Genomic DNA, 25,387 nt, shown 5'->3' on the forward strand with positions numbered 1-25,387 from the left:
GGTCTGCGCGTGGACCTCGAAACGGCCCGCCATCGCCCGCATCTCGTGCGGGTCGGTCATAAAACGTGTTGCCATGTCTTCTTTCTCCTTGCCTTGCAAGCGTTCAGCTTGTCGAAGTCTTGTCGGTTCATGCTGGATGCGGTCCTAACCGCATCCCGGTGGGATCAAGGCGAATCGATCGCCTCGATCGGTAACACTGCCCCCTTTCCTATTTGCGGCTTATTCGCGAATCAGACGACAACTTGCTTGGGCATGACGATGGGCTTGACGCCGTACCGCGGGCCGGCGCCGTAGGCGGCGGCGCCCTTGGCGGCCCCCGCCATTCCGGGCATGCCGGGCATCGCCGCGACGGGCTCGGCGGCGTCGGTGGCGGCGGTCCAGCCGGAGCCCTCGAGCGGAGCGGTCGACGAGGCCAAAGTCGCCGGGGCGGCCGAAGACCAGCTGGCCGGGACTGACAGACCGCCGACCGTGGAGGCTTCGGCCATGCCCGCCGACATCCCAGCACCCCCCACGCTGTTCACCAAGGACCCTTCCCCAATGGTCGCACCGCCGGCCAGAGGCACAACGTCGCTCGACGTCGCCGCAGGCGCGGCGGCGGCAAGGGTGTGCCCCAGCGACACCGCGGTCGGGATAGTGTTGCCGACCCACCATGCGGCCGTAACACCAACCTGCTGAACGGCGTTGAAGTTGAACAGGGTGCCGCCGAAGCCGTCCAAAGTGGTCAGGAGATCTTGCACGGGCTGAGGCAACGAGGCGAAGAGTTCGGTACCGAACGTCTGGACGGTGCCGCCGCCCAGGAGCGCCTGCAAGTTGGAGATGATCCCGCCCAAGCCTTGTGCCGCGACGCCGGCGGCGCTGTTGGAGCTGGCCGCGGGAACCGCGGCGGCTTGGAGTCCTGCTGCAGCCGGGTTCGTCGTTGGGGTCGCCGGCGTCAGCGGCTGAAGGACACTGGCGGCCGTCGCCGCAGCCTGGTAGGTGTACATCGTGATGGCGTCCTGGACCCACATCTCCGCGTAAAGAGCTTCGGTGGCCATGATCGCCGGCGTGTTGATGCCCAGGAAGTTCGTCGCCACCAGCGCCGCGAGCTGGGCCCGGTTGGCGGCGATCGCCGGCGGCGGCACCGTCGCGGCGAACGCCGCCTCGTAGGCGGCGGCCGACGCCGATGCCTGGGCGGCCGCCTGAGCGGCGGCCGCCGCGCTGGTGCTGAGCCAGCCCACATAGGGCTGCGCCGCGGCTGCCGCCGCGGCCGAGCCAGCGCCGGTCCACTGCTCCGTCGTCAGGTTCGCGATGATCGAGTCCCACGAGGTCGCCGTGGTGCTCAACTCGGCGGCCAGGTTGCTCCAGGCCGAAGCGGCCGCCATCAGCGGTCCCGAGCCGGCACCGGTGTACATGAGCGCGGAGTTGACCTCAGGAGGTAGAGCCGCAAAATCGAAAGTCATTTTGTGTATCCGTTTCTTCTGTTTCCGAATTCCGCTTGTGTGACAGTGCGTCTGAGCCGCAAGTGCCCGCTGCCTATACGGCCGCCGGCTTCGGCATGACGATGGGCTTGACGCCATAGCGCGGCGCACCGAAGCCGGCGCTGCTGCGGGCGGCACCGCCCATGCCGGGCATGCCGGGAATGATGGTCCCGGGGCCCGCCTGGGGGGCGGCGCCAGTCCAACCCACGGTCTGAACCGCGGAGACCGGGCTGACCCCCGGGGTGAACGACCCGGCCCAACTCGGCGGCACCGACAACTTGCCGACCATGGTCGCCTGGCCCACGTTCGCGACCGGCATGGCGCCCATGGCCCCGACACCGCCCAGCCCGGAGCCGGCCGGAGCCGTCACGTTCACCGCATCGGCGGCGCCTGCGGCGGCCGCGGCGTCGCCGGTGTCGGATGCGGCGGCCGGTAGCAAACCGCCACCGGCCATGCCGAGGCAGTCGGACATGGCCGAGGCCCAGTTGCCGGTCTCGAAGCTGAGGAAGTTGGCACTGTTACCGGACGGGCTGAACGGGTTGCCGCCCACGCTGTAGGTGGGACCACCAAGGAAGGTGCTCAGGTTGTTGAGGAAGTTGTCGAAGCCGCTGACCGGCCCGTTCGCGGCGGTGTTGGCCGCCTCCGTTGCGGTGTAGGTGCCGGAGCTCAACCCCAGGGTGCTCGTAAATTGCTGCTGAATAGCCTGGGCTTCGGCGGCGTACTGCTGATACAGGGTGCCGTACGTGCCAAAGATCGCCGCTTGCAGGGTCGATACCGGGTCGGCGGCCGCCGGAGCGATGGCTGTCGTCGGCGCCGCGGCTCCCGCGTTCTGCGCAGTCAACGAACTTCCGATCCCTTCCAGCTGCGCCGCCGCAGCTAGCAACTCTTCAGGAATTGTTGTCAGAAATGACATCTACTGCTCCTAGTGTCGGGAACGTACCGACCCCCCTTGCGGTGGATCGGCGCTGTGTGTTCGCGCAATGGCTCCTGTGCGTCGGCGTAAGGTTAACGAGTCACGACTCCACATTCCCGACGGAAAAGGCTAGGGTGACGGGCGTTTACGGCTTCTTAACGACGATGCGGGCAGTTTTAACAAGGTCCTGCCACGGGACATAGCGATGTCATCTGAGATGCCCTGGCAAAGCGGCACAAGGGGCGCGGAGCGCGCATTCTAGGCCAAACGAGACCAGGCCGCATCTTCGGATTTTCGCCGATTTTGGTGGGACGCGACGCCCCCTCGCGCGGCTCCGCGCGCTAGATTCGCCGCCGGGCCCCCATAGCCCAATTGGCAGAGGCAGCGGACTTAAAATCCGCCCAGTGTCGGTTCGAGTCCGACTGGGGGCACCGCGTACGGGTGTGCGCACGACGCGCCGATCGAGGGACCCACGATGACCGACGAACGTCCGGCCGGCTACCCGCATGGGCATCACGAGTCGTTGCTGCGCGGCCACCAGCGCCGTACCGCGGACGACTCGGCGGCCTATCTGCTTCCGCACCTGGCGCCGGGGCTGTCGGTGCTTGACATCGGCTGCGGGCCCGGCACGATCACCGCCGACCTCGCCGAGCGGGTGGCGCCCGGCACGGTGCTGGCGATCGACCTGTTCCCCGGCGTCCTCGAGGTGGCCCGCGCCGAGGTCGTGCGCCGCAATCTGGGCAACGTCACTTTCGCCGCCGCCGACGTGCACCGGCTCGAGTTTCCCGACGACTCGTTCGATGTGGTCCACGCGCACCAGGTGCTGCAGCACGTGGCCGATCCGGTGCGGGCGCTGCGGGAGATGCGGCGGGTGTGCCGGCCGGGCGGAATCGTCGCAGCGCGCGACGTCGACTACGCGGGATTCATCTGGTTTCCGCGGCTGCCGGCGCTCGACTTGTGGCGCGAGCTTTACAGCAAGGCGGCCCGCGCCAACCGGGGTGAGCCGGACGCCGGACGCCGGCTGCTGTCGTGGGCCCTCGCGGCCGGTTTCGACGACGTCACGCCGACGGGCAGCGTATGGTGCTACGCCACGCCGGCGACCCGCGCGTGGTGGGGCGGGATGTGGGCCGACCGGATCCTGCACTCGGGCGTGGCCCGGGAGCTTCTCGCTTTGGGTCTCGCCACGACCGGTGAGCTTGAGGAGATTTCTGCGGCATGGCGAGCGTGGGCCGTGGCACCGGACGGGTGGTTGTCGATTCCCCATGGCGAAATCCTCTGCCGGGCGTAGGCATCTGACTTCTAGGATTCGGGAGTGGTTGTCGCGCACCAATTCCAGTTAACGCGCGCTGACAGTGGTGTGCTCAACCGGCTTGCCAGCGCAGCACCAGGCTGTCCAGATGGGTCACGCCCGTCGGCTTGTGCACGATGGCCGGCGCCGAGCCCGGTTCTAGTTCGAACCGCGGGATGGCTCTCAACCACTGGGTCACAAACGCGGCCATTTCAAGGCGGGCCAGGTGCATGCCCAGGCATCTGTGCATGCCGCCGCCGAACGCCCAGTGGCGCTGCCGTCGAATCTCCCCGTTGCCGGCCGTCGATATCTCATCGCCGCCGTACTGTCTGCCCGCGGCTTCCAAGGCCAGCCACACCGAACTCTGCGCCGGGATCGTGACGCCGCCAACCTTGACTTCCCGCGTGGTGAAGCGGGGAATGGCCGGCCCTGGCGCCTCCAGCCGGAATATCTCCTCGGCGAACGCCGGAATCTGCGCGGGGTCCTCTCTCAGCCGGGTCTGTAGCTGCGGATCTCGTGCAAGATGTAAGAGGGCGAAACAGATTGCCGCCGATACCATCTCGATTCCCGCGACAGAAAACAGCAAAAGGATCACCGCGACCACTTCGAGGCCTGTCAGCGGAAAGTCTTCGTCGCTTTCGAGTCCCTCCAGCAGCGGCCACAGAATGCCGGGTGGCCGCACAGGATCTTTCATCGCGGCGTTCAGCCCGGATCTCAGCCAGGTGATGAGTTTGAGTTCGGCTGCTCCGTTGGAGTCGCCGATTACCGCTGCACGGGTCAGTCGCTCCGCCTTGGCATCGTCTGCCGGCAGCCCGCACACCGTGAGCAGCGCTTGGCAGGCGTAGGTGTCGGCGAGTTTGATTGCGGCACATTGACCTTTGTCGGCCACCGCGTTGACCAGTGTCTCAGCGCGCGCGCGCAAGTCCGGTTCGAAGGGCGCCAGCCCTTTGGGGCTGAATAGTGGATGCAAGACGCGGGCGAAACGCGCGTGTTCGGATCGCGTCCCGCACGACAGCGGTACCTGAGGAAGCGGCGTGCCGAACAAGTTCAGTTTGAAGGTCTTCGGTGGGGATGCAAACGTATCCGGGTCTAGCAAAGCGGCGCGAACGTCGTCCCACCGCGTGAGGTAGTAACCGCGCAGCATTGGATTGCCGACCGTGATCTTCACGACCGGGCCCAGCTCGCGTAGCTGGCGCCAGAAGGCGCCGCGGTCTGCCGCGAAGGCGGGGCTCTCCTTGTGGTGCAACGGAGGTGAAGTCACACGGCACCCCCGGACGGAGCCGATCTGAGCCAATAGCGATCGTCCGTGCACCGGCGGCATACCGTGCGCAGACGCGTAGTGCGTGGGCGACGTCCCGCGGCGGTCGTTCTTGCCCCCGGCCCGCCAGTCACGCCGGAGACATCGATCTGTCTCATTGCTGCTCTAACCTACCGCCTGGTTGCTGGGATATCTCATCGATGGGCGGTAGTGCGGCGTGCGTCACCACATGCCTTTGCTGACTCGGCCGGGTAACCGGCCGCCACACCCGATATCGGCGGCCACGTGGGCGTGGTTCCCGCCCCGATTGGTACCCGGGGCTGGGCGCCCGGGCCGGGACCCTCGTCCAGCCGGCGTCAGGATGACGGCGACGCGGACGGCGACGGCGACGGTGATGTCGACGACGGCGTCTGCTTGATCTCGATCTGGTCCGTTTGCGTGTATCCGGGCGGATGGCCGCAGGCCGGCACGATATAGGTGTGCTGAGCGGTCCCCTTGAGAGTGTCCGGATCCCACGTGGTGTGGGTGCTGGTCGCGTACTGAATGTAGCTTCCGTCCGCGCAATTTACGTTGTTGAATGTGTCGAGCACCCATTGGCCATCGACCAACCGCGCTTGGCTACCGCCCGCCCCGGCTTTTACGTAGACGCAGCCGTCGCCGCAGGAATTGACCGTCCAGCTGGTGGTGAAGGTCGCGCCGGCGGGCGTTGTCGCGGTCTCGGTGTAACTGCCGTCCATGGTCGGTGTGTCAGCCCACGCTGTACCGGCCGCGCCCACGGCGAGACCGGCGCACACAGCGGTTGCGGCGAAGCGCCGTGCGATGGCCATCATCCTGTTCCTTCCACGCAGCTAGCAAATGCGTCGCGCATTGCTGATGGTCTATCACATGTCGGGGTCCGGCGCGATCTGGCGAACTGTGCTGCTGCCGGGCGGCGGATTTGACGACTTCCTGGCGCGCGCTCAGCGCCGACGCGGCTGGTTGGACTTGCCGCCGACGGCGCCGCGAACGGCGACTCATAAACTGACCCCTCGTGGGCATGCTGTTGAGCTTTGCGCCGTGGATCGTCTATTGGGTGCTGGTCGGCAACGTCCCGTTTGCCGCCGCCGCGCTCATCGCGCTGGCGATCGCCGTCGCGGTGATCGTCGTGGGCGCCACGGCTGGCAATCGGTGGGAGCCGTTCGAAATGGGTTCCGCCGCGGTGCTTTCGGTGTTGGCGATCCTGACCTACGCGCTCGGTGACTCGTTCACTCAGCGGTGGATATTGCCGCTGGGCAACGCCGGGATCTTCGCGGTTGCTCTGCTCGGCGCGCTGATCGGCAAGCCGTTCGCGCGCCGCTTTGCCGCCGCCGAACAGCCCGACGACGTCGTCAAGACGGAGCCGTTCGCCCGGATGGTCGGGGTGTTGACCTGGACCTGGATCGTCGCGTTCGCCGGTATGACCGCGTCGTCGGCGATCCCGCCGATCGTGGATCGCAACGCGGCCATTGTCGACGCGACGCCGCTCTCCTACGTCTGCTACTGGATCATTCCGTTCTCGCTGTGGGGCCTGGCGGCGCTGGCGTCGCGGGTGCTGACCGACCGGATGCTGGTCGGCATCGAGGACGTCGCCCGCGAGACCTCATTCGTCGCCTACGACGAGGCGACCATCGACGAGCTGTACTACCTGGCCCAGGAACACGCCAATCGCGAGGTCGGCCCCGGCAAGGAGGCGTACGACGTCAAGGTCGGGGGGATGGGGACTCCGCTGACGGGCGACGAGTCCCGAAAGTCCTGGCCCTCCACCTACAAAGTGCGCGATAAGCGGCGTTAGAAGCACTCGGCTTCATGGCATCGACCCGCTCGACAGCACTGCCCGTGTGGCTGGCGGCGGGAACGGCGTTGATCACCGTGGCGGCGTGCTCGTCGGATCCCCCGCCGATGCCCTCGCCGCCGCTCTCGGAATTGAGCACCGGCGCTGGCAAGGTTCTGACGATCTCGCCCGAGCAACTGCTGGCCGCCACCGGCGGCGTCACGCCGGTGGCCTTCGGCAAGCCCGCGCACGGCACAATCGCGTACGGCGCGTACGGGGCGATGACCTACGCGCCGGACGCCGGCTTCACCGGCACCGATCAGTTGCCGGTCACCGTCAGCCACGCGGTCAGGCTCTACGCCGAAAACGAGGCGCCGTTGTTGATCGTCGGCGAGGTCCCCGTGCAGGCCAACGCGCACGGCTCCGCGATCGCCGCGGTGCCCGGCAGTACCGACGAGATCTACGGCCTGTCCGATCGCGGCCCCAACGTCGATGGCCGTCGCCCGGGCGAGAAGGTGCTTCCGGTGCCGAATTACCATCCGCAGATCGCCAAACTCAAACTCGACCGCGGCGTCGCATCGCTGGAGCAGATCATCACACTGACCGGGAAGGACGGCGCACCGCTGGTCGGGCTCATCGACTCGCAGGCCGGCACCGGCGAGTCGCTGGTGGACCTCAACGGCAACCGCCTGCCACAGTCCGACCACGGCCTGGACACCGAGGGCCTGGTCGCCATGCCCGACGGCACGTTCTGGGTTTCCGACGAGTACGGCCCATTCGTCGTCCACTTCGACGCCAACGGCAAAGAGCTGGAACGTCTTTCGCCGTTCGATGGCAGCCTGCCCGGCGAGCTCGCGCTGCGCAGCCCGAATCAGGGGATGGAGGGGCTCACCATCACCCCGGACGGCGGCACGCTGGTGGGCATCATGCAATCGGCCCTCAACACACTGGGCCTGTCCGGCTCGTCCCGATCCGTTCCCGTGACCCGCATCGTGACCATCAACCTCGCCCATCGCGGCGACGTGCACGAATACCTGTATCCACTGGCCAACCCACAGCAGACGAAGGTCGCGGTGTCGGAGATCACCGCGCTGAGCGCCACCACGTTCCTGATCGACGAGCGCGACGACGAGCCGCAGCCCAACGGCAACAAGAAGATCTACGCGGCCGACGTCTCCGGAGCCACCGATGTCGGACCCCACTCGACGGTCCCGGGGGCCGCCTATCAGGCCGGTGCCGGCGGCCTGCTGGTCGACGGCGTTCCGATCGAAACCTTCGTCGGCGTCAGCACCGACGCGGCGGCCGCCGCCAAGCTCCGGGCCGCCGGGATCACCCTCGCCACCAAATCGCTCAAGCTCGATCTCGGGGATCTGGTGCGCTCGCTGTCCCCGAACGGTGACTTCTTCGGACACGACCATATCGAAGGACTCATCAGCCGCGACGGCGGCAACACGTTGATCATCGCCAACGACAGCGATTTCGGCTTGGCCGGCCTGGCCGGCGGGCCGGCCGCCACCCCGCCATTTCAGCTCACGCCCAAGATGTTGCCCAACGGCACCCAGGACAGTGGCGAGATCCTGGTGGTCGATACCACCCGACTCCCCGCCACGACCGAATCGGTGACGGTGCCGATCAAGGTCGGCTGAGGACCGGCTATCCGGCCGCCAGCCGGGCGGCGACGAATTGTGCCGCCTGCGTGGCCATCCCGGACTCCACGTAGACGCGGTGGGCCGCGACGTCATTGCCGGGCGAACACACCGGGTCCGCGCCGTTGCACAGGTCGATCGCCTTGGCGCCGAACAGCGGACTCAGCGCGGTGAGCGGACCCCCGGCGCGGTTGGACGGGTTGCCGAACACGGCGACGGCGGCGACATGATCCGCGACGTCGGCAGGCAGGGGGTCGCCGTACCCGAACGTGGCTTGGCCGGGCACGGTGATCAGGTCGACGACGGCCGCGCCCTGTGAGAAGCCGCCGAGCACCACTTTGGCCTGGGGGCACGATGCGACCGTGCCCTGCACGAACTGCCTGGCGTCGTTTGCGCCGTCGACCGCGCGCAAGAAATCGTAGGAGGCGGGATAGTCAACGGCGTAAAGCGCGACGGACTTGCCGTTGACGAGCGGGCGCAACGAGTCGACGAACGCCTGGCCCACCCGCCCCGGGCCCGGCGGCTCGTTCGTGCCGCGGGCGAACACCACCTGGATGTCGGGGCAGGACCCTGCCCGACCGGTATGCGCGGTGCCCGGGTCGGCGGTCGATACCGCGGGCGCGGTCAGCATCGTGGAGAACAACACCGCGGCCACGCCAAGGGAGACCTTGGCTGCACTCAGTCTCATAACTCGCCTTCCCGGTTTGGTGGTCAGCTGTGCCCAAGCCTCGGCCACCCGTGGCCGAATGTCGTCACCGCTAGCCCCTAAACGCACTGGGTGCAGGCGGGAATTCCCGGCGCTGAGAACGACGTTCAGGCCGGCCTGCTACTTGCGGTCGAGCAGGGCCGTCGAGATCACGATGAGTGTCCCCCTGCGGGAGTCCGTCACGTACAGCAGCCGCCCGTCGGGGCTGAGCGTTACCGCCGCCGGGTGGGCACAGACCGCGGCCGTCGCCACAACGGTGTTGTCCGAGGTGTCGAGAGCCCACACGGTCCCGGTTCCGAAATCAGCCGCGTACACCCGTCGGCCGTCGGGGCTGATGCTGAGCCGCCGCGGCAGCTCACCGGCCATGACGCGGGTGGTGGCCGCGGTGGTCGTATCGATCACCGTGACCGAGTGTGTGTTGGCGGAATAGACGAACTCGGTCCCCGGTCGGGCCACGACCTCCATGGGGGCGTCGTCGAGGCCGACCGAGATGGCGCAATGCGTGCCGGGGTCGACCACCGAGACGGAGTTGATGTGGAAGTGGGTGACGTACAGGAGACCTTCGGCGTCCACCGTGATGGACTCCGGGCCCTCGTCAACCGCGATGAAGTCGACGGCTTTGTAGCTGACGGTGTCGATGACCGTGATGGTGCCGCCTCGGGCCTCGTCGGTCGCACCGGACGCGACATACAACAGACGGCCGTCGGGGCTCAGGGCCATCCCGGTGACGAACCCGTCGATCGCCGCGAAGGCCACGGCGGCGCCGTCAGCGCGGATGGCCGAGACCCATGCGCTGGCGCCGTCAGCGAACGCATCGTCATGGGCCAGGTAGATGTGATCGCCGTCCGGGCTGACGACCGCCGCGGTACAGCGCGGCTTGGCGAAGGTTTCCGACGTCATGCTGACGGGATCGATGATCGACAGCGCGCCGTCGTAGGCGACGACATAGATGCGGCTGCCGTCCGGACTCATCAGCATTTGCCTGGGTTCCGCGCCGATCGGGATCGTGGCGACGACGTGGTGTAGGTGGTCGACGGCCTGCACCGAGTCGGCGGTCAGCACATAGACGAACTCGCCGCTCGGGCTCGTGACGATGTCCCGGGGGCAGTCCCCGAGCGATATTTCGGCGGCCACGACACCGTCGAATCGGGGCTGCGCGGGGTCCTGCCGGTCACGCTCCGCCGTGTCGACCGTCCACGTGCAAAAGCAGGTTGGGCATTGCAGGAACACCCGTGACGCCGTGTTCTTGAGCAGGTATTGCCAGTGCGTGCCGCAGTTGCGCCTGCTTTGGCATTCGGCGCAGCCGGCGCCGTGGTCGCAGTTCGGGCACGCCAACCATGCCCGCCGGCTCGGGTCTGCGTTGGGGTCAATACCTGGCTGATTCATCGTTCCTCCCAACTGGATTGACGGATAGGCGACTTCAGGAGGCGTTCTGCAAGACGGGCCTGGCCCGCTCTTCCGCGCACAGCGCGGCCGTGATGTGTCCGATGACGCGCCGGCTCACGAGCATCCCGAGATGGCCGACGCCGCTGACCGTGACATGGTCGGCTTGTGGGTGGGGCGGCAGCGAGCGCAGGCCGGGTACGACGATGTCGAGGGCGGCCGTGATCGACAGCCAGCGCACGCCGTCCGGCACAGGAATGGAGGCAAGGCGGGTCAACAGCGGTGACCCCGCCCGGAGGGCACGGACCATGTCGACAACCGGCAGCATGCCGGCCCATGGCGACCCGCCGAACGGGGAGCCGAGCGTGATCACCGTGTCGACGCGTCCGCTCAACCTCGGGTCGGAAATGGCCTGCGCGATAACGACTCCGCCCAGGCTGTGCCCGACGAGGTGCACCCTGTCCGCGCCGGTTCGGGACAACATCCGCTGCACGTGGCCGACCAGCTTGTCGGCGAGCTGCTCCACGGTGTTGCCGACAGGCGCGTAGCTCATCGCGTCGACGGTCAGTCCCTGGGCCGCGAGGGCGCGCGCAACCGACGACCAACTTGACTTTGCGCCGCCGAACCCGTGGACGAGCAGCACCGGGGTCGTGCCCGCGGCGAATGAATCCGCCCGCGGTGACACACCGTCAAGGGAGCACTGTTCACCGCGGATAACGCGCGCGGGCGCAGCGACGGGCACGGACAGCAGGAGTGCCGCCTCGTGTGCCTGCACCAGGGCGGCACGTGCCGCGCTCCGAAATGTATTGCGGGCTCCTCCAATCCGGCGCCGCCGCGCCGCCGTGGACGTCCGCCCCCGCGGACCGTTGGCGCGTGCCGGTTGGCTCGTTGTCGATTGCGCTTGCAACATGTCGCACCTTCTTCGTGTCGCGTATCACGTTGACAATTGCTGTCGGCGTCGGCCGAGTCTTCGATGCCAGCCGCAGTCCGGGATGCGGGCCCACAGGGGAGGCGCCTTACCGGACAGCGGGAATGCGCCACCGATTGCGTTGTCGGGCAACGCGCTTGGCCGGCATTGACACGGGTGTCCGGCGACCGGCGTCCGGCCAGCTGGAATCGTGATCGCCCGCTGGCGCCAATGCCGATCGATCGACGCCGGCTCAGACTCGCAAGATGGACGTGTCGATCCGTGGCTCGAGGCCCAGGGCCCTCAAAGCCGGCGAGCCGGCCCGCACCGTCAAGCGCGCGGTCCTGCCGGCAGCGGTTTTCATCGTCGTCGAGATACTGCTGGCCGCCGAGACCCTGTGGGTCCTTCTGCTCGGTGAGCTGGATCCCCGCAGCCCGGCCGCCGCGCCGCTGGCCATCCTGCTGAGCGTCGCGCTGCTCGCAAACCTGGGGCTCGTCTGCAGCGCGGCCGCTGCTGTCGCCGCCGACGCGATCCGACGAGCGGATCGCGAGCTCGGTGGTTCGATTGCCCCCGTCGGCGCCTCCGAGCCGGGGGACGCTGCGCGGCCCCCCGATGCCGAAGGCAGCGCCGACAGCGCTCAACTTCTAGCCGCGCCGCCGGCCATGCCTGCTAGCCGGTAGGCGAAGATCCCGACTGGTGGGCACCCCTGATGGGTGCCAGCGGCGGCGACAGCGGCCTGCCGGGGCGCGAGGCTGATGAGATCAACGACATGTTGAGACCCTTGTAGTTCAGGGAGGTGACGTCATGGCAGTGTTCTATGGCGTACTGGCCGCGATACCGATGATGTGGGGTTACGCCGGATACGTGATGGTGTCCCATCCCGGCACGGCCGAGGCCGACCGGATCGACCGCGACTGATCGCCGGCCGATTGCCCGGCGCCCGCCGGCCTACAGCTTCCTGAGGCCGCGCAAGACCTTGCCAAATGACCGCATCGCGGAAAGCCCCCCGAGCAGGCTGCGCTGCAACGCGCTCACGTCGGCCACGACGATATGGCGCGCCCCACGATCGCGCCACTGCGCGGCCTGATCGATCACGTCGTCGGGGGTCCCACTCAAGAACACTTCACGCATGACGGGCCGCGGCACCGCGGCCGCGTACGACAGCGCCGTCTGCTCATCGAAAGCATGCGGCACGAGATCCTGCGAACCCGAAAAGCCTTGTCCGAGTGGATGGCAGGCACCGTGGCGGGCGTACACGTCATCGGAGGCCGTCAGAGACAACGCCTTCAACACCGGTGAATCCAGCGCGTCGTCGACCGCCCCGGCGCTGGGGCCCGTGACCACCAGAAACTCCACGGCGGGAAGGACAGCCATCGGGTCGCGTCCGGCGTCCGAGGCCGCGCCCCTGACGACCTCCAGGCGCTGTCCGTAGTCTTCCGGCCGGTGGGGGAACGCGGGAAACCACGCATCGCCGTAGCGCCCGGTGGCCCGCAGCATCCGCGGACCGTGAGCGGCGATCCAGATCTCCGGCCACTTGCCCCGATAGGGCGGAAGGTCGAAGACCGCGTCGCGCAACGGAAAGAAGGGCGAATCCCGCTTGACCAGTTCGCCGTTCGAGTTCCACAACGCCCGGATGGTGGCCAGCGCCTCCTCGAACCGCGCGACCGGCTTCGACCAATCCACCCCGTAGGGCTCGTTGCCCTCTCGCTCGCCGGTGCCGATGCCCAGAATCGCGCGTCCGCGGGTGAGCAGGTGCAGCGTCGCGGCGGCCTGCGCGGTGACGGCAGGGTTACGGCGCCCGGTGTCGGTGACGCTCACGCCAAGGCGCAGACGGCCCAGGCGGTTTCGCGCCGCCAAGTGGCCGAGGAGGGTCCACGGCTCCAGGGAGGCATCGGCCCGTGGGATCAGTCGCGACGCAGCGGAATACTTCGGCGCCCAGATAGACCGGGGGAACAACGCATTGAGATGGTCCGGCACCCAAAACGAGTCGACCCGATTGGCGACCGCTGCCAGGTAGTTGGCACGGGTGAGCGAATCCACAGCCGGCCGCGCCACGAGGGCGGTATCCATCACTCCGACACGCATTCTGGACATTTCCCTGGACCTTCGTCGTATTGCATCGCTGAATCAGGGGCACCGTCGCATGGGGCGGCCGCCACCTTGCGAAAAGACTATCCAGTCGTTGACTAAAAGTCAATGACTTATAATCAACGCGGTAGTGTGATGCCGCAGGACCGTCGCTGGGAGGATGCCGATGCCCGACAAGACCGTGACGCACGCCGCCACCTCCCGGGCGGCGAAGGCAGCCGAGACCCGCCAACGCCTGGTCGCCGCTGCGGTCGATCTCTTTTCCGCCCGCAGCTACGAGCAGGTCGCCGCGGCCGACATCGCCAAAGCAGCGGGCGTCGCGCACGGTCTGCTGTTTCACTACTTCGGGAGCAAGCGCGGCATCTACCTGCAAGCCATCCGCGAAGCGGTCGACCAGTTGGACGCAGCTTTCTCCTTCGAGCCGGAGCTGCCTCCGGCGCAACAACTTCGGCGTGCGTTGGCCTCGAATCTGCGCTATTTGAGCAGTCGGCGCGGACTCGCTCTTCGCCTGGTGCTCGGCGGCCGCGGCGCCGATCCCGAAGCCTGGGAGGTGTTCGAATCGGGTCGCTGGCGTGCCCTCGGCGCCACCTGGTCGATGCTGGGACTCGATCCGGAGAACCACGCCCTGCGCATGACCGGGCGCGCGGCGGTCGCGGCGATTGACGAAGCCACCATCTATTGGCTGCACAACGAGCGGGAATTCTCGGTGGAGGCGATGGTCGGGTACATGGTCGAACTGATGGCCGCCGGCCTGCGCTCGGCCGCGACGCTCGATCCCAGCCTCGACACCGCGGCATCGGTTCGGAGGCTGCTCGGCAGCGGCCGCGGTCAGTAGGCGTGACGGTTGCAACGCCCGCGTGGCTACGTGGTTGAGGACGCCCTGCTGGGCCGCTACGGCCGATGACGCTCCCATGCTGCGTCAAGGATTTTCACCCCCGGGGGTACGAGGGGTGAAAAGTTGCGGCTAGCCAGAATGCACGAGTCGCGTTGGCAGGGGCGATTCTGCGGGCCCGGCACACAAGACTTCAGGGCATGCAATTCCCCACACAAGAGTCCGCAATGCTTGCGACCGTCACCCAGGAAATCATCGACCTCCTCCGCACCGAGGTCGTCGACGCCGACCTCACGGCGGACTCGGTCCTGCAGGACGCGGGTCTCGATTCGCTCAGGTTCATGTCGGTCGTCTTCAAAATCGAGGCGCGCTACGACGTGGAGCTGCAGGAGGAGGACGCCGAGGACCTCCAAACCGTCGGCGACCTGGCCGCCCTCGTGGTCGACCGCATCCAGGAGCAGTCGTGAAGGGGTCGGCGGCGATCACGCCGAAGCACGCCACGCTGGTCGAGATGCTCGACGCCGCAGCGCAGTCCGAACTCGGGCTGATTTTCGTCGACCGGAAGGAACGAGACCTGGCGGTCACGTTCACCCGCATCCGTGAGCAGGCGCTGTCCGTCGCGGCCGACCTGGCGCGCCGCGGGGTGCGCAAGGGTGACCGCGTCGCCCTGGTGCTGCCCACCTGCCCGGAGTTCGTCGAATGCTTCTTCGGCGTGTTGTGCGCCGGCGCGATCCCCGTCCCGCTGTATCCGCCGCTGCGGTTGGGGAAGCTCGACGAGTTTCACCGCAGGACCACCGCCATGCTGAGGGCGGTGCAGGCCGTCATGGTGGTGACCGACGAGCGCATTCGGCGTTTTCTGGGAGTCGCAGTCGCTGACTCCGCGCCCGCCCTGGGCTGCGTGACGGCGTCGAGTTTGGGCGGCCCGAGTGCCGACGCGGCCGACGTCGGCGCCGACGACGTGGCTGTCATTCAATTCTCTTCGGGGACCACGAACGATCCCAAACCGGTGGCTCTCACCCACGCGAACTTGCTCTCAAATCTCGCCAGCCTCGAGCAGTACATCACCATGGACGGGGCCCCCTACCCCGTCGGGGTCACGTGGCTGCCGCTCTATCACGACATGGGATTGATCGGAAACCTGCTCAGCGCCTTCAACGTTCCGGGACGGCTCGTCCTGCTTCCGCCCGAGCTGTTCGTCGCGGTTCCGGGCGCCTGGCTGCGCGCCATCTCCCGGCACCGCGGGACAATCACGGCGGCGCCGAGCTTCGCTTTCGGCCTGTGCCTCAAACGCATTGGCGACGATGAGCTCGACGGTGTGGACCTCTCGTCGTGGAATATCTGCCTCAACGGCGCGGAGGCGGTCAGCGCCGAAGCGCAGCGGCGGTTCGCCGAGCGGTTCGGGCGCTGGGGTTTTCGTTCCTCGGCATTCACGCCGTGCTACGGCATGGCGGAGGCGTCGTTGGCGGTGACTTTCAAAGCGGCGGACACGTCCTTCAATGCGCTGGGTGTGGACGGAGACAAATTGGCGTCGGACGGCATCGTCGAACCGGGCGCCAAGGAAATCGTCAGCGTCGGCCGGCCGCTGGCCGGCATGGCGGTGGAGATCCGGGATGACCGCGGACTTGTGCTGCCGGACGATCAAGTTGGCCACATCTTCGTCTCGGGGCCCAGCATCATGCACGGCTACTTCGGCCGCCCCGACCTCACCGACCAAGCGCTGCACGACGGTTGGCTGCACACTGGTGACCGCGGGTTCATCCACGACGGCGAGCTCTATGTGTGCGGACGCCAGAAGGACATCGTCATCGTGCGCGGCGCCAACCACGCCCCCGAGGAGTTCGAGGCGGCGCTGGACGGCTTGCCCGGCGTCCGCACCGGATGCGCGGTCGCGGTGGGATTCGTGCCGCCGGGTGAGGAAGACGAGGCGTTGGCGATGCTGGTGGAAACGACCGCCGACGCCACGGCCGGCCTGGCGCACGACGTCGCGCTGCGGGTTCAGCAGCACACCGGTATCCGGCCGGCGCACGTCGAGCTACTGGCACCCGGCACGTTGCCGCGAACCAGCAGTGGCAAGCTTCGCCGCCGCGAGGCGCTCACGGAATGGCAGACGGGTCGGTTGTCCGCACCCAAAAAGGTCACCGCGGCACGGTTGTTGGTGCAGGCGGCCAACGGGGAAGTCCTCCACGCTCGTGCAGCGCTGGCACGACGCAAGAAGAACCGATTCGTCGGGTAGAGCGAGTAAGGAATTCAGCCAATGTATCTTGCAGATCCCTTCGACGTGCTGGCGCCGTCGCATGTGACGAAAGGCGCCGTGCGCCAACGTCCTACCCTGCTGGGCATCGCATCGGCCCACCCGCCGTTCGAGGTGACCCGGGAAGAGACCACACAGTTCTTCGAGCGGGTGTCGTCGGTGCGTTTCGTGAAGCGAATCGTCGAATCGACCAAGGTCCAGAAACGCCACATCATGTGGCACCCCGACAACCTCGTCGAGGCCGCCGGCCTGCTCACGGGCGACCGGATGGCGGCCCACAGCGAGGCCGTCATCGATGTCGCCGGCCGTTCCCTCAAGCAAGCCATCGGCGACTTCGACACGCAGCGAATCGGCAGTTTCGTGATGGCCTGCTCGACCGGCTACGTCAACCCCGGTCCGGACGTCATGCTCGCCAAAGGGCTTGGGCTGCGCTCGGATCTGCGTCGCACCTTCATCGGACACATGGGCTGCTACGCGGCCCTCAACGTCATCAAGGTCGCAATGGACAGCCTCGCGGCCCGACCCGGCGAGCTGGTCATCTGCAACAACACCGAACTGAGCTCCGCCCACATCCGGGAGAGCCTGATGCCCGGGGAGGACCCGGTGGAAGCGCTCATCACGCAGGCGCTGTTCGGCGACGCCAGCGTGTCGATGCTGATGGGCTCGGCGCCCGACGGCGCCGGGGTGCAGTTCCTGCGCACCCACACCGAGCAGTTGTACGACCAGCACACCATGATGAGCCTGAACATCGGCAACCGGTCGTTCTGGATGACGCTGGCCGCCGGCGTGCCCGCGGTCCTCGAGGAGAACATCGAGGGCTTCCTCGCCAAACTCCTGACGCCGCTCGGTCTTTCAAAAGACGACATCACCCATTGGGGTATTCACCCGGGTGGCCCGAAGATCGTCCGCAAGCTGGGTAAGCAACTCGGCCTGCAGCCGGAGCAGCTGCGCGCGAGCTGGGATGTCCTGGCCAACGCCGGCAACTGTGCCTCGGCCACGGTGCTGCTCGTGCTGGAGAACATCCTGCGAGTCGACAAGCCGCGCCGCGGTGAGCACGGTGTGCTCCTGACGTTCGGCCCCGGCCTGACCATTGAAGGGGCGGTGCTTCGGTTTTGAACGCCTTGGAGCGGCTCGCCCGACTGGCAATCCGCGCGCCACGGCGGATCATTGCGCTGTCGCTGTTCGCCATGGTGGCGACGGCGGTGGTCGGCCTCCCGGTGATTCACAGCCTGTCCGCCGGCGGCTTTCGGGATCCGAGCGCGGAATCATCCCGGGCGACGGACATGTTGGCGACCCGATTCCACCAGGGTGACACCCAGCTGTTGATCACCGTCGCCTCGGACGACGGTATCCAGAGCGGCGCCGCCCGGCGGGTCGGCACCGACATCGTGCGCCAGCTGCACGATTCGCCGTACGTGGCGCGGGTGGCCTCGCCCTGGACTGCGCCGCCGGCGGCGTCGACCGGATTGGTCAGCAAAGACGGCAACGTCGGTCTGATCGTCGCCAGCATCACCGGCGGGACCAATGCGGCCGGACAGCACGCCGAGGCGCTCAGCGACCAGGTCGTGCGCAGCCGCGACGGCGTGACGGTGCGCGCCGGCGGGCAGGCCATGGTCGATGCGCAGATCACCAGCCAGACCCGGGACGACCTGAAAGTGATGGAGACCATCGCGGTTCCGGTGAGCTTCCTGGTGCTGGTGTGGGTGTTCGGCGGATTCCTGGCGGCAGCGATCCCCCTGGCCGTCGGCGGTATTGCCATCTTCGGGTCGATGGCCGTGCTGCGCGCGCTCACTTGCGTCACCGATGTCTCGATCTTCGCGCTCAACCTGCTGCTCGCGATGGGCCTGGCGTTGGCGATCGACTACACATTGCTGCTCCTGAGCCGATTCCGGGACGAGATCGCCAGCGGCACCGAGCGGAACGCGGCAATCGTTCGCACGATGACCAGCGCCGGCCGCAGCGTGCTCTTCTCCGCGATGACCGTGTCGTTGTCCATGTCGGCCCTGATGTTCTTCCCGATGCCGTTCCTGAAGTCGTTCGCCTACGCCGCGATCGCGGTGGTGGCTCTGGCGGTCGGCGCGGCGATCATCGTGACACCCGCCGCCATTGTGGTGCTGGGACAGCGGGTGGATTCGCGCGCGGTCGCCGCCCGCCCCGTCGAGCAGACGTTCTTCTACCGGCTGGCCCACTTCGTGATGCGCCGGGCGGTTCCGATCGGGCTTGGCCTCACCGTCGTGCTGGTCGCGGTGGGGATGCCGTTGTTGGGGATGAAGGTTGGCATTCCGGACGATCGTGTGCTGCCGACCTCTAGCACCGCGCGGCAGGTTGGCGACCAGCTGCGCACGCAGTTCAGCGCCGATGTGGCGTCGAGCCTGACGGTGGTGGTTCCCGATGCCCGCGGCCTGACTCCGAATGCGTTGGAAGCCTACGCCTCTCAGCTGTCGATGGTGCCCGACGTGCCGTCGGTGTCGGCACCGGGTGGGACGTTCGTCGCCGGGGCCCGCGTCGGACCGCCCGTCGCCGACGCGGGGGTCGCCGACGGCAGCGCGTTCCTCACCGTGGCCAGCAGCGCCCCGCTTTTCTCGGATGGATCCAACACGCAGCTGGACCGGCTGCACGCGGTCGCGGGTCCCGGCGGCGCGCAGGTGCTGATCACCGGGACCGCCCAAGTCAACCGCGACACCGCCAACGCGATCACCTCGCGGCTCTCGCTCGTCCTGGCGGCCATCGCGCTGATCACGTTTGTGGTGATGTTCCGGCTCACCGGCAGTGTGGTGTTGCCCCTGAAGACGTTGCTGCTCAGCGGCCTGTCGTTGACCGCCTCCTTCGGCGCGCTCGTCTGGATCTTCCAGGACGGCCACCTCGGCGGGCTGGGCACCACCGCCACCGGCACGCTCGTGCTCACCATGCCGGTCGTGTTGTTCTGCATCGCTTTCGGCCTGTCGATGGACTACGAGGTCTTCCTGGTGTCGAGGATCTACGAGTACTGGCTGGCATCGGACCGGACTGCCGCCGGCAACGACCACAGCGTGGCGCTCGGCCTGGCAAAAACCGGGCGTGTGATCACCGCCGCCGCGTTGATCATGTCCATCTCGTTCGCCGCGTTGATCGCAGCGCAGGTGTCGTTCATGCGGATGTTCGGTGTCGGGCTGACGATGGCGGTGCTGTCCGACGCGACCCTGGTCCGCATGCTGCTCGTCCCGGCGTTCATGCGCGTGATGGGGCAGCTGAACTGGTGGGCGCCACAATGGGTTACGCGGTTGCGCCATCGGCACGAGACCCGCGTTGCCGTCCCGCATCCCGAGCGTCCAGCGGTGGGCGGTCAACCGGCGTACGCATTGGAAGCCCAGTAAGGGGCTGTTCACGTCGCGCCTGAAGCGGCATCCAGCCTGAGCGCAGATCTGCCTGTCGGCGCGAACACACGCGCTGTGTTCAGGCTCGACGCACGAAACGATTGCAGCTGGCGAGTATGCGGCACTGGGGTTGTCCGACAGTCATGGATAGGCGCCAGCGCCGATGACTTACCGGGGAGTGACATCCACCCTTGAGGGTGTGGGTAGTGAAGCGCGTAAGGCGAAGCGGTGCGAAATGCCCGACCTGACGGGGAAATTCGACCGGCAAAGCACGCCGGCCGAGATCCGTTGTGACCGTCATTCGCATGCGCCAGGGCATTCGACGACGGGTTTTGACCGGAGCGCCGCCCACCATGCGACCGCGGCCCGGCCCGAGGTGGCGCGATGAGAACCGGCCGCCAAAATGGGCCCGAGGCAGCGATTCTCGACCAGTTGAGGTTCGACCTTCCGTGCGACCTGTTCGTCGCGCTGAAGCTGGCCCGGCCGATCATGCTCTGGCGCTGCAAGAGACCCGCCCGCTGGGCGACCCGGAACGACTGCTGCGGCGCGGTCATGCTCTCGTGCCGCAAGCATCGCGACGTCATCGGGAAGTGCGAGCGCTGCAAACTTGCTGTCTCGGTGCTGCGCTGGTCGCGAATCTGACCGCGCTGCTTCCCGATCGGTTCGCCGGGGCGCAGCGAGTCCGCTAGAGCCGGCCCATGCCGGAAGCCAACAGTGAGAGACCCAGGACGGCGACGACCACGGCGGGGATGGCGGGACGACGCGCGCTCATCCAGCCGTTCAGCCGCTGCACGACGGCAAGCGTCTGCGTCGGCGCGGTGAGATAGGTGACGAGCGGAACCTCGACGACCGCAAACGCCACCACGGTGAAGAAGACCGCCGCGCCCAGCTGCTGAGCCGCCGCGGGCTCTGACGCGACGATGGCCAGGATCGCCGCCATGTACTCAACCGGCGGGGTTGCCAGGGCAACCCCCGCGACGAACGCCACCAACGACGATCCGGATTCCAGCCGGCCCCGGATCGACAGCCGAGGGGCGGGCGGAGGTGCGTCCGGTGCCAACAGCAGCACCGAGGACTCGCCGGCGGTCGCCGGCACGGGTGGGCGCTGTTGTGCTCCCGAACGCGCCAGGCGCAGGGCGGCGAAAGATACTGCGAGCAAGCCGATTCCGACCTGGACGTAGGCCGCTGTCGGGGAATTCGTGGTCGAAATCACCGTTTGCATGGCGGAGACCGTGACGCCGCGCAGGAAGAGCACCACGGCGAGCGCCGCCCCGATGCCCATCACCATGCCTCCGAGCCAGAAGACGAACAGATTCAGCATGGGCTTCGGTCGGGAGATCAACAGCGCCGTGATGCCGATCCGCACCGGGTCGATAGCCGCGACCAGCGACAAGAGAATGACCGCGCTACACATCGGCGCCTACGCCAGGTCGAAACGAGCCGTGCGAAACGGGAACACACCGTAGCGAAGCATCAGTAGGATTGCTGCCCACATGGCTACAGTGTCGCTGACGAAGCGATCGCCGTCGGTACAGCTGGCCGCCATTTGCGATCCCTGTCAGCACCATTCAGCAGAGCCGGAGGCCGCATCAGCGAATAGTTGTTGGCACCCAGTGCATATGGTGGCCTGCCCTACTGACACGCGACGTTTGGTCGGAAACAATGTGAGACACCCGATGCTCATCACGCGCCCAGAAGATGGGAAAACACAAATGGCAAGAATCTTGGCCTACACGTCGCCGGCGCTCGGCCATCTGTTCCCGTTCAGCGCGCTGCTGCTCGAACTTTCGGCCCGCGGCCACGAGGTGCACCTGCGCACCCTGTCCACGGGAGTGGAGATGGCGCGGGAGCTGGGTTTCATCACCGACATCATCGACCCCCGAATCGAGGCGACGGTCAACGACGACTGGAAGGCGTCCAGCCCGCGAGGTGCCCTCAAGAGGGCCGTCGACGTGTTCTGCCGCCGCGCCGCTTACGAAGTCGCCGACTTCGCTGACGCGGTGGCTCGCACCCGTCCCGACGCCCTCATCGTCGACGTCAACTGCTGGGGCGCCCTATCGGTCGCCGACGCGGGCGACACCCCGTGGGCATGCTTCTCGCCGTACACGCCGCCGCTGCAGTCGCGCGGGGTCCCGCCCTTCGGGTTGGGTCTGGCTCCGTTGGCCGGTCCGCTGGGCCGGGCCCGCGACGCCGCACTGCGGCCGATCGTGATGGGCATGATGGAGCGGGCTGTTCTGCCGGCGGGCAACAAGATTCGCGCGAGCGCCGGCGCACCGCCGGTCACGTCGGCGGACGGGTTCTTCCGGCGGGCACCGCTGATGCTGGTGGCCAGCGGCAAGCCGTTCGAGTACCCGCAGACCGAGTGGGGCGACGCCGTGCAGATGATCGGCCCGTGCATGTTCGAACCGGCCATGCACGAGGTGCCCGAGTGGCTCGAGGCGATCGACCGGCCGATCGTCCTGGTGACGACCTCGTCGCAACAACAGGCAGACGAGAGACTTGTCAGGACCGCGATCACCGCCCTGGCCGACTTGCCGGTGCACGTGGTGGCGACGCTGCCCGCGGGCCTGCCCGGCGACATCCCCCCGACCCGCAACGCGACGGTGGTTCAGTTCGTGCCGCACGGGCCGGTGCTGGACCGCGCGGTGTGTGCGATCACGCACGGCGGCATGGGAGGCACCCAGAAGGCCCTTGCTCGCGGCGTCCCGGTGTGTGTGGTGCCGTTCGGGCGCGACCAGTTCGAGGTCGCACGCCGGGTCGAGGTGGCGCGGTGCGGTACCCGCCTGCCGGCGAAAAAGCTTACTGCGAAACGGCTTTCGGCCAAGGTGCAGCAGGCGATGACCATGTCGGCCGGCGCCCGCCTGGTGGCGGGCGGTTTCCGGGCAACCGGCGGCGTGGCCCGCGGTGCCGACCTGATCGAGCAGCGCGTGCTCAGCGGTGCGCTGAGCGTCAACTCCTGACCAACGCGAACATCGCGCCGACGTCGGCCTGGGCATCGCCCGGGGATATGTAGCACATTAAGTGCTACACTATCTCGATGGAGGTAATCGGGATTCGTGAACTACGCCAGAATGCCAGCGTGTGGGTGGCGAAGGCGAAGGCTGGCGTAATCATCCAAATCACCGAACGCGGCCGGCCAGTGGCCCGCTTGGTGCCGCTCACTCCCGCCGAGCAAGTGCGCGACAAGCTGATCGCCGAAGGACAGTTGATCCCCGCGACCGCGCCACGCGTTCCACTCAGGATGGCCGACCTCGTCGAAGGTCGTTCGCTCAGTTCGATACTGGAGGAGCAGCGCGCCGACCGATGATCTACCTGGATACGTCGGCCATCGTGAAGGTTATTGCCGCCGAGGAGGAGTCGGCAGCACTGGTCGAATGGCTCAACTCCCGTTTGGAAGATGACCTGGCCACGAGCGCTATCGGTCACATCGAACTGATTCGCGCGGTCGGGCGGATCGGGCCCGACGCGATGGCCGGGGCGCGAAATGTCGCCGCCTCGATTGACACCCTCGTGTTGACCGACGCGATCGCGGCCGCCGCGGCCACCATCCCGCCCGCCGAGCTGCACACTCTCGATGCGATACACCTGGCCACCGCGCACGCCCACCGACGCGGCCTGACAGCGTTCTGCGCCTACGATCGCCGGCTTCTCGATGCGGCAGAATCGCAAGGGTTGCCGACCGTCTCGCCGGGCGGCTGAGGGAATCAGCTCTGGCGCAAAATGGTTCGAGCGCCGAGCCGAGGGCAATGGAGAGCCGGCCGGTCGTGCGCCTCAGCAACTCGCACGACCGGCCGGCTCTATCGGGGGACCCTCAGAACCGCGGGTCCGGGCGGGAATTGACGCGGGCCACCTTCGACCCCCAGGAGATCAACTCGGGGCTGGCGTCGTCATTCGGTATCTCGCACTCGATCAGGACCGGGCCGCCCGTGTGGGCGCGGGCCTTCTCGATCGCCTCGGCCAATTCCGCTGCAGTACTTGCCTTCAGCCCCAGCCCGCCACCGTCCTCGGCGTTGAAGGCGTCGACCAGCCCGGCGTAGTCCCAGTTCTTGTAGTAGTTGTAGGGACCATCGTGGATCGCCGACTCGATCACGTACCCGCGGTTGTTGACCAGGAAGATGAGGATCTCCTGGCGGTGGCGGATCATGTTCGAAACCTCCTGGGCCGTCAGCTGAAACGACCCGTCACCGATCACCGAGACCAGCCGGCGGTCGTCCTCGAGGCCCATCGCGTAGCCGAAGCTGGCGGGTACCGACCAGCCGATCGAGCCCCACTGCATCTCGATCTCGAACCGGGCGCCACCGGGCAGCCGCGTGTACATGCCGTTGAGCCAGGAGTCGCCGGTCTCCACCAGCAGGGTGGTGTCGGAGTCCAGTTCTTCCTCGATCTGGCGCCACATCTCGACCCGGCTCAGCGGCGCCGACGGGTCGTCGGCCGCCGGCCGCGGCGCCTCCGATGCCGTCCCCCGCAGGCGCTTGTACTGAGTCAGGGTCGCGTCGTTGGCCGGCACCTTCTTGGCGAGGTCGGACAGGAAGTCCGCCAGCGCCACGCCGGTGAACTCGGCGTCGGGGAAGCGCACCACCCGGGGCTCGGCGTTGATCATCCGCTTGCGCGGCGGCATGGCGCTGTATCCGACCGTGGTGTAGTCGTTGAACACCGGACCGGCGGCCACGATCAGGTCGGCCCAGTCGACGATGGCCTGGCACTGCGGGGTGCTCACCTCGCCCCAGTAGATCCCGGCATATTGCGGGTGGTCTTCCGGGAAGAACCCCTTGGCGTTCGGCATCACCGCCACCGCGCACCCCAGCGCCTCGGCGAGCTCACGGAAGGCGTCGATCGCACCGTAGGCGCGAAGGTGCACGCCCGCCAACAGGATTGGCTTTTTCGCCCGGCCGATGAGGTCGGTCGCGCGGGCGACGGCGTCGGCCAGCATCCGAGCGTTGCTCGGCTGCCACGCCGGCAGTTCCGAGAACGGCGCCGGCGCCGCACAGGGCGCGGCCGACAGGTTGCACGGGATCTCGATGTAGGCGGGCTTCCGTTCGCGCAGCGCCGCGCTGATCGCCTCGTCGATCATCGCCGGTGCGTTGTCCGGGTGCTGGATGCGCACCGCCGCGCAGGTCACCTGGCGGAACACCTCGTATTGCGCGGTGAAGTCGTGCGTGCCGACCGTGTGGTGCAGGATGTGGTTCTCACCCGCGTCGTTGGTGTTGGGGCTCGAGGACACCATGATCACCGGCAGGCGTTCGGCGTGGGCGCCGGCCACCCCGTTCAGCGCCGAGTACGCCCCGACGTTGAACGTGGTGAGCACCGCACCGACGCCGTTCACCCGGGCGTAGCCCTCGGCCGCATAGGCGGCGTTGAGCTCGTTGCAGCAGCCGATCTGCTCGACGTTCTCGTTTTCCAGCAGCTCGTCGAGCAGGACGAGGTTGTAGTCCCCGGGGACCATGAAGTAGTGCTTCAGCCCGATCTGCTCGAACCGTTTCGCGAGGTACTTCCCCACGGTGAAGTCAGCCATGATT

General features: G+C 67.5%; 23 protein-coding genes, 1 tRNA gene and 1 pseudogene. 14 read left to right on the forward strand and 11 right to left on the reverse strand.

The window, feature by feature from the left end; genetic code table 11:
• From A5705_RS27465 to A5705_RS21215, 3 genes and pseudogenes are all read right to left on the reverse strand, one after another.
• Positions 1 to 75, reverse strand: a pseudogene (locus tag A5705_RS27465) (WXG100 family type VII secretion target); the annotation flags it as partial.
• A 155-nt stretch (positions 76 to 230) separates the two neighbouring features.
• A complete protein-coding gene (locus A5705_RS21210) occupies positions 231 to 1,439 on the reverse strand; it encodes a PPE family protein (RefSeq protein WP_068279794.1) in 1,209 nt (402 codons plus the stop codon).
• Between the two features lie 73 nt (positions 1,440 to 1,512).
• Complete coding sequence (locus A5705_RS21215; protein WP_067876887.1) at positions 1,513 to 2,370, reverse strand: PE domain-containing protein; 858 nt, start codon at positions 2,368 to 2,370, stop codon at positions 1,513 to 1,515.
• A 357-nt stretch (positions 2,371 to 2,727) separates the two neighbouring features.
• On the opposite strand from A5705_RS21215, the gene A5705_RS21220 reads away from it, so the two are divergent.
• Both A5705_RS21220 and A5705_RS21225 read left to right on the forward strand, forming a co-directional pair.
• Positions 2,728 to 2,801, forward strand: a tRNA-Leu gene (locus A5705_RS21220).
• A gap of 44 nt (positions 2,802 to 2,845) precedes the next feature.
• Positions 2,846 to 3,658, forward strand: a complete 813-nt coding sequence (locus tag A5705_RS21225; RefSeq protein ID WP_068279796.1) for a class I SAM-dependent methyltransferase — start codon at positions 2,846 to 2,848, stop codon at positions 3,656 to 3,658.
• 73 nt (positions 3,659 to 3,731) lie between these two features.
• Here the strand turns inward: A5705_RS21225 and A5705_RS21230 are convergent, their stop codons facing one another.
• Positions 3,732 to 4,826 (reverse strand): cytochrome P450, encoded by a 1,095-nt coding sequence (locus A5705_RS21230; RefSeq protein ID WP_197516933.1) that lies wholly within the window; start codon positions 4,824 to 4,826, stop codon positions 3,732 to 3,734.
• 446 nt (positions 4,827 to 5,272) lie between these two features.
• Positions 5,273 to 5,743, reverse strand: coding sequence for a hypothetical protein (locus A5705_RS21235; RefSeq protein ID WP_156763180.1), 471 nt, complete (start codon positions 5,741 to 5,743; stop codon positions 5,273 to 5,275).
• A 203-nt stretch (positions 5,744 to 5,946) separates the two neighbouring features.
• On the opposite strand from A5705_RS21235, the gene A5705_RS21240 reads away from it, so the two are divergent.
• Both A5705_RS21240 and A5705_RS21245 read left to right on the forward strand, forming a co-directional pair.
• Positions 5,947 to 6,726, forward strand: a complete 780-nt coding sequence (locus A5705_RS21240) for a hypothetical protein (protein ID WP_068279801.1) — start codon at positions 5,947 to 5,949, stop codon at positions 6,724 to 6,726.
• Between the two features lie 14 nt (positions 6,727 to 6,740).
• Positions 6,741 to 8,351: an esterase-like activity of phytase family protein gene (locus tag A5705_RS21245; protein ID WP_231982533.1), complete on the forward strand. Its 1,611-nt coding sequence runs from the start codon at positions 6,741 to 6,743 to the stop codon at positions 8,349 to 8,351.
• A gap of 7 nt (positions 8,352 to 8,358) precedes the next feature.
• On the opposite strand, the gene A5705_RS21250 is transcribed toward A5705_RS21245, so the two are convergent.
• The 3 genes from A5705_RS21250 to A5705_RS21260 all read right to left on the reverse strand — a co-directional run bounded on the left by A5705_RS21250 (position 8,359) and on the right by A5705_RS21260 (position 11,125).
• Positions 8,359 to 9,039 (reverse strand): cutinase family protein, encoded by a 681-nt coding sequence (locus A5705_RS21250; protein ID WP_067876902.1) that lies wholly within the window; start codon positions 9,037 to 9,039, stop codon positions 8,359 to 8,361.
• Positions 9,040 to 9,177: 138 nt separating this feature from the next.
• On the reverse strand, positions 9,178 to 10,443 hold the full coding sequence (locus tag A5705_RS28245) for a YncE family protein (protein WP_197521313.1): 1,266 nt from the start codon (positions 10,441 to 10,443) through the stop codon (positions 9,178 to 9,180).
• A gap of 34 nt (positions 10,444 to 10,477) precedes the next feature.
• A complete protein-coding gene (locus A5705_RS21260) occupies positions 10,478 to 11,125 on the reverse strand; it encodes an alpha/beta fold hydrolase (RefSeq protein ID WP_068279808.1) in 648 nt (215 codons plus the stop codon).
• Positions 11,126 to 11,613: 488 nt separating this feature from the next.
• Here A5705_RS21260 and A5705_RS21265 point away from each other — a divergent pair, with 488 nt between their 5' ends.
• Positions 11,614 to 12,027 carry a hypothetical protein gene (locus A5705_RS21265; RefSeq protein ID WP_068279811.1) on the forward strand — a complete coding sequence of 138 codons (414 nt, stop codon included), beginning with the start codon at positions 11,614 to 11,616 and terminating at the stop codon, positions 12,025 to 12,027.
• A 268-nt stretch (positions 12,028 to 12,295) separates the two neighbouring features.
• Here A5705_RS21265 and A5705_RS21270 read toward each other — a convergent pair whose 3' ends face one another.
• Entirely contained in the window at positions 12,296 to 13,441 is a 1,146-nt protein-coding gene (locus A5705_RS21270; RefSeq protein ID WP_068279815.1) for an LLM class flavin-dependent oxidoreductase, read from the reverse strand.
• Between the two features lie 160 nt (positions 13,442 to 13,601).
• Between A5705_RS21270 and A5705_RS21275 the strand changes: the two genes are divergently transcribed.
• From A5705_RS21275 to A5705_RS21300, 6 genes are all read left to right on the forward strand, one after another.
• Entirely contained in the window at positions 13,602 to 14,270 is a 669-nt protein-coding gene (locus A5705_RS21275; RefSeq protein WP_197516935.1) for a TetR/AcrR family transcriptional regulator, read from the forward strand.
• 197 nt (positions 14,271 to 14,467) lie between these two features.
• Positions 14,468 to 14,734 (forward strand): acyl carrier protein, encoded by a 267-nt coding sequence (locus tag A5705_RS21280; protein WP_067876921.1) that lies wholly within the window; start codon positions 14,468 to 14,470, stop codon positions 14,732 to 14,734.
• A complete protein-coding gene (locus tag A5705_RS21285) occupies positions 14,731 to 16,500 on the forward strand; it encodes an AMP-binding protein (RefSeq protein WP_068279818.1) in 1,770 nt (589 codons plus the stop codon). The genes A5705_RS21280 and A5705_RS21285 overlap by 4 nt, the downstream gene beginning before the upstream one ends.
• A gap of 21 nt (positions 16,501 to 16,521) precedes the next feature.
• On the forward strand, positions 16,522 to 17,634 hold the full coding sequence (locus A5705_RS21290) for a type III polyketide synthase (protein ID WP_068279821.1): 1,113 nt from the start codon (positions 16,522 to 16,524) through the stop codon (positions 17,632 to 17,634).
• Positions 17,631 to 19,871 (forward strand): MMPL family transporter, encoded by a 2,241-nt coding sequence (locus A5705_RS21295; protein WP_068279822.1) that lies wholly within the window; start codon positions 17,631 to 17,633, stop codon positions 19,869 to 19,871. The genes A5705_RS21290 and A5705_RS21295 overlap by 4 nt, the downstream gene beginning before the upstream one ends.
• Before the next feature lie 384 nt (positions 19,872 to 20,255).
• Entirely contained in the window at positions 20,256 to 20,513 is a 258-nt protein-coding gene (locus tag A5705_RS21300) for a hypothetical protein (RefSeq protein ID WP_156738316.1), read from the forward strand.
• A 43-nt stretch (positions 20,514 to 20,556) separates the two neighbouring features.
• Here the strand turns inward: A5705_RS21300 and A5705_RS21305 are convergent, their stop codons facing one another.
• Positions 20,557 to 21,285: a GAP family protein gene (locus A5705_RS21305; RefSeq protein ID WP_068279823.1), complete on the reverse strand. Its 729-nt coding sequence runs from the start codon at positions 21,283 to 21,285 to the stop codon at positions 20,557 to 20,559.
• 298 nt (positions 21,286 to 21,583) lie between these two features.
• On the opposite strand from A5705_RS21305, the gene A5705_RS21310 reads away from it, so the two are divergent.
• The 3 genes from A5705_RS21310 (at position 21,584) to A5705_RS21320 (ending at position 23,570) form a co-directional block, all read left to right on the forward strand.
• A complete protein-coding gene (locus A5705_RS21310) occupies positions 21,584 to 22,831 on the forward strand; it encodes a glycosyltransferase (RefSeq protein ID WP_067876935.1) in 1,248 nt (415 codons plus the stop codon).
• Positions 22,832 to 22,908: 77 nt separating this feature from the next.
• Positions 22,909 to 23,178 (forward strand): type II toxin-antitoxin system Phd/YefM family antitoxin, encoded by a 270-nt coding sequence (locus A5705_RS21315; RefSeq protein WP_067876938.1) that lies wholly within the window; start codon positions 22,909 to 22,911, stop codon positions 23,176 to 23,178.
• Positions 23,175 to 23,570 carry a type II toxin-antitoxin system VapC family toxin gene (locus tag A5705_RS21320; RefSeq protein WP_068279826.1) on the forward strand — a complete coding sequence of 132 codons (396 nt, stop codon included), beginning with the start codon at positions 23,175 to 23,177 and terminating at the stop codon, positions 23,568 to 23,570. The genes A5705_RS21315 and A5705_RS21320 overlap by 4 nt, the downstream gene beginning before the upstream one ends.
• A 112-nt stretch (positions 23,571 to 23,682) precedes the next feature.
• Here the strand turns inward: A5705_RS21320 and A5705_RS21325 are convergent, their stop codons facing one another.
• Positions 23,683 to 25,383: an alpha-keto acid decarboxylase family protein gene (locus A5705_RS21325; protein ID WP_068279829.1), complete on the reverse strand. Its 1,701-nt coding sequence runs from the start codon at positions 25,381 to 25,383 to the stop codon at positions 23,683 to 23,685.
• Positions 25,384 to 25,387 lie beyond the last annotated feature (4 nt).

It is taken from the genome of Mycobacterium sp. E787 (assembly GCF_001668725.1).
Classification (GTDB): Bacteria; Actinomycetota; Actinomycetes; order Mycobacteriales; family Mycobacteriaceae; genus Mycobacterium.

Excerpts from the sequence above, each read along its gene's own strand:
- A5705_RS21210 (WP_068279794.1), bottom strand. The coding sequence starts at position 1,439 with ATGACTTTCGATTTTGCGGCTCTACCTCCTGAGGTCAACTCCGCGCTC.
- A5705_RS21215 (WP_067876887.1), bottom strand. The coding sequence starts at position 2,370 with ATGTCATTTCTGACAACAATTCCTGAAGAGTTGCTAGCTGCGGCGGCG.
- A5705_RS21225 (WP_068279796.1), top strand. The coding sequence starts at position 2,846 with ATGACCGACGAACGTCCGGCCGGCTACCCGCATGGGCATCACGAGTCG.
- A5705_RS21235 (WP_156763180.1), bottom strand. The coding sequence starts at position 5,743 with ATGGCCATCGCACGGCGCTTCGCCGCAACCGCTGTGTGCGCCGGTCTC.
- A5705_RS21245 (WP_231982533.1), top strand. The coding sequence starts at position 6,741 with ATGGCATCGACCCGCTCGACAGCACTGCCCGTGTGGCTGGCGGCGGGA.
- A5705_RS21250 (WP_067876902.1), bottom strand. The coding sequence starts at position 9,039 with ATGAGACTGAGTGCAGCCAAGGTCTCCCTTGGCGTGGCCGCGGTGTTG.
- A5705_RS28245 (WP_197521313.1), bottom strand. The coding sequence starts at position 10,443 with ATGAATCAGCCAGGTATTGACCCCAACGCAGACCCGAGCCGGCGGGCA.
- A5705_RS21265 (WP_068279811.1), top strand. The coding sequence starts at position 11,614 with ATGGACGTGTCGATCCGTGGCTCGAGGCCCAGGGCCCTCAAAGCCGGC.
- A5705_RS21270 (WP_068279815.1), bottom strand. The coding sequence starts at position 13,441 with ATGTCCAGAATGCGTGTCGGAGTGATGGATACCGCCCTCGTGGCGCGG.
- A5705_RS21275 (WP_197516935.1), top strand. The coding sequence starts at position 13,602 with ATGCCCGACAAGACCGTGACGCACGCCGCCACCTCCCGGGCGGCGAAG.
- A5705_RS21280 (WP_067876921.1), top strand. The coding sequence starts at position 14,468 with ATGCAATTCCCCACACAAGAGTCCGCAATGCTTGCGACCGTCACCCAG.
- A5705_RS21290 (WP_068279821.1), top strand. The coding sequence starts at position 16,522 with ATGTATCTTGCAGATCCCTTCGACGTGCTGGCGCCGTCGCATGTGACG.
- A5705_RS21300 (WP_156738316.1), top strand. The coding sequence starts at position 20,256 with ATGAGAACCGGCCGCCAAAATGGGCCCGAGGCAGCGATTCTCGACCAG.
- A5705_RS21305 (WP_068279823.1), bottom strand. The coding sequence starts at position 21,285 with ATGTGTAGCGCGGTCATTCTCTTGTCGCTGGTCGCGGCTATCGACCCG.
- A5705_RS21310 (WP_067876935.1), top strand. The coding sequence starts at position 21,584 with ATGGCAAGAATCTTGGCCTACACGTCGCCGGCGCTCGGCCATCTGTTC.
- A5705_RS21315 (WP_067876938.1), top strand. The coding sequence starts at position 22,909 with ATGGAGGTAATCGGGATTCGTGAACTACGCCAGAATGCCAGCGTGTGG.
- A5705_RS21320 (WP_068279826.1), top strand. The coding sequence starts at position 23,175 with ATGATCTACCTGGATACGTCGGCCATCGTGAAGGTTATTGCCGCCGAG.
- A5705_RS21325 (WP_068279829.1), bottom strand. The coding sequence starts at position 25,383 with ATGGCTGACTTCACCGTGGGGAAGTACCTCGCGAAACGGTTCGAGCAG.